Below are 2,875 nucleotides of genomic sequence, written 5' to 3'. Positions count from 1 at the left end.
TATACTGTTTTTTGCAACTCTAGTATATCAGATGAACATGTCTTTTGTGTTGCACTTCATTTTACAACAGGGCAAATAAAAAAATATTTTCCCAATCTCTTGACTTTTATCTGAGAATTTTGATACAATAGTAGACGGTATTGTTTACCCCATTTGTAAGGCCCCGGAACCTTTCAAATAACTTGCGGACCGGAACATCCGCCCTGTAAACAAAAACGATATTCATATAGGAGAAATCATGAACAAAACTACATTCATGGCTAAACCAGGCCAAGTAGAACGCAAATGGTACGTTGTTGACGCAACTGATGTACCTCTTGGACGCCTTTCAGCAGTTGTTGCTAGCGTACTTCGCGGAAAAAACAAACCAACATTCACACCACACACTGATACAGGTGACTTCGTAATCGTTATCAATGCTGAAAAAGTTAAATTGACTGGTAAAAAAGCATCTGATAAGATCTACTACACTCACTCAAACCACCCAGGTGGATTGAAATCAATCTCTGCTGGTGAACTTCGTTCTAAAAATGGAGTACGTTTGATCGAGAAATCAGTTAAAGGTATGCTTCCACACAATACTCTTGGCCGCGCTCAAGGTATGAAATTGAAAGTATTCGTTGGAGCTGAGCACACTCACGCTGCACAACAACCAGAAGTTCTTGATATTTCAGGACTTATCTAAGGAAAGGAACAATAAAGTATGTCACAAGCACAATATGCAGGTACTGGACGTCGTAAAAACGCTGTTGCACGCGTTCGCCTTGTTCCAGGAACTGGTAAAATCACTGTTAACAAAAAAGATGTTGAAGAGTACATCCCACACGCTGACCTTCGTCTTGTAATCAACCAACCATTCGCAGTTACTTCAACTGTAGGTTCATACGACGTTTTCGTTAACGTTGTAGGTGGTGGATACGCTGGTCAATCAGGAGCTATCCGTCACGGTATCGCTCGTGCCCTTCTTCAAGTAGACCCAGACTTCCGCGATTCATTGAAACGCGCAGGACTTCTTACACGTGACTCACGTAAAGTTGAACGTAAGAAACCAGGTCTTAAGAAAGCTCGTAAAGCTAGCCAGTTCTCAAAACGTTAAGAACCAGCTACAATACAGCATTTACAACACTTCATGGTTCACACCATGGGGTGTTTTTTTACTGATTTTTAGCAAAATTCACACCACTTTTCACACCAAATTCACACCATTACTTTTTAAGATTGCGGTAGGCAATTTCACCAACTGCCATTGGAACAACATTTGAAGTATTGACATAGGTCTTAGTTGTAAAAGTGTCGCTATGCGTTAAAGCCTCTGAAATAGCTTCAAGTGATGTTCCTGCTTGTTTAGCTAAAGTTGCTCCGGTGTGGCGTAATTTGTGTGGTGTAGCATGTGTCAGCTCCTTGTGACGGCGTTTGACTGACTTCATTTTGTTATTGAGATAATCAGCATGTAAGGGGCTGTTTACATTGCCTTTCATGTCAACATAAGTAAATACATATTGTTCGTCAGATTGGATAATACCAAATTTAGCTAATTCTGATTTTTGTTGTTTTTTCCAAGATTGAAGCAGGTCAGCTAGTTCAGTTGGGATTTGGAAAGTTGTTTTCTTGTTTCCTTTGGTAGATTTTGGATTTTTGTATTTATCTAGGGCTTGTATTAACTGAATTTCTTGTTTGTTGATATCAATGTGTTTCCATTGAAGAGCGTAGCTTTCAGACTTTCTATCTCCTAAGAAAAATGTTGTGTAAAACAGCACATAATCTTTGAATAAGATCTTATCGTTTTTTAAGTCTTCTTCAAAAGCTGTAAACCATGCTTGAAGCTCTAATTGTGATAGGTATAAATCTTCATCGTTTTTAGCTTCTTGTAACTTGATTTTCTTAGTTGCTTTGATTCGTCTAATAGTTTTTGAAATACGATTAGTTTCGATGTATTCCAATTCTTCTGCCCAGTCAAAGATAGAATTAACGTAACTTCTGATGACTTTGAAGTTGGCATATTCTTCTGCCTTTTGAGTGAGAAGGTTTAAAATAACCTGCTTATTTTGGTTAAGAAAGTCAATCGAGTAATTCCCTAGCATGGGTAGAATGTGCTTTCTAAAGACAATTTCTGTACCGTCAATAGTAGCTTGTGAGGGTGGTTTTAAGGTTGAAGTTGTTTGCCCTGCTTTGTAGGATTCCCACCATACTTGATGATAAAACTCTTTGAATTGGATAGAACCAGTTCTTTCAAGTTGTGAAGTAGAATCGCCGCTCAGAATTTTATCTATTTTATTTTGTAGTTCGAGTTCATATTTTTTAGCCTCACTCCTTAGCTTGAAACGTTTTTCAATCACTTTTTTATCAATTCCAAGAGAAGCTTTTACTTCTTCAGGAATATAAATCCGTAAGCGATAAGTTTCATTTTTGGTTTTTGTAATTGACATAGTATTCTCCTTTTGAATTGAGCTAGAAAATACCGTAGCTTCATTATAACAAACTACGGTAAAAATGCTATTGATTTTGCAACCAGCGATTGAGCTCAGTTTTATCAAATCGGACTGTTTTTCCTTTGCCACTTCCAACATTACCTAGAACTAAAAAATTTATGGTGAGGCTTGGGATAGACCATCCTATCTTTCCACCCCCACGTTTAAGTAAAGGTTTACTGTCTACCATATATCTATATCTTCATCATACCTATCTTCATTGGTTACTTCAGAAGCTCGAGCCATTCGATTGTAGGTCGCTTCCGCAACAGGCTTAATATCAAAAGTAGCTATCCATCCAGCTCCTGCATTTTGTTTTATGATGAGGATATGGCAGTGTACAATAAGTTGTGTAAACACAAAAAGGAATAAATCCTGTATAGTAGAGTTGCAACACATTTACTAGA

The 2,875-nt window shown here is 37.7% G+C and carries 3 protein-coding genes; 2 read left to right on the top strand and 1 reads right to left on the bottom strand.

Annotation, left to right across the window (positions count from 1 at the left end; translation table 11 throughout):
• Positions 1-238 precede the first annotated feature (238 nt).
• Entirely contained in the window at positions 239-685 is a 447-nt protein-coding gene (gene rplM / locus K1I67_RS09490) for a 50S ribosomal protein L13 (protein WP_223339730.1), read from the top strand.
• Positions 686-703: 18 nt separating this feature from the next.
• A complete protein-coding gene (rpsI, locus tag K1I67_RS09485) occupies positions 704-1,096 on the top strand; it encodes a 30S ribosomal protein S9 (protein ID WP_000075973.1) in 393 nt (130 codons plus the stop codon).
• Between the two features lie 109 nt (positions 1,097-1,205).
• Here rpsI and K1I67_RS09480 read toward each other — a convergent pair whose 3' ends face one another.
• A complete protein-coding gene (locus K1I67_RS09480; RefSeq protein ID WP_070678827.1) occupies positions 1,206-2,426 on the bottom strand; it encodes a site-specific integrase in 1,221 nt (406 codons plus the stop codon).
• Positions 2,427-2,875 lie beyond the last annotated feature (449 nt).

Origin of the sequence: Streptococcus infantis (assembly GCF_019929575.1) — a bacterium.
Lineage (GTDB): Bacteria > Bacillota > Bacilli > Lactobacillales > Streptococcaceae > Streptococcus > Streptococcus infantis_L.
This window is presented reverse-complemented; position numbering and strand designations above follow the sequence as displayed.

Coding starts and splice junctions, on each gene's coding strand:
- rpsI (WP_000075973.1), top strand. CDS start 704: ATGTCACAAGCACAATATGCAGGTACTGGACGTCGTAAAAACGCTGTT.
- rplM (WP_223339730.1), top strand. CDS start 239: ATGAACAAAACTACATTCATGGCTAAACCAGGCCAAGTAGAACGCAAA.
- K1I67_RS09480 (WP_070678827.1), bottom strand. CDS start 2,426: ATGTCAATTACAAAAACCAAAAATGAAACTTATCGCTTACGGATTTAT.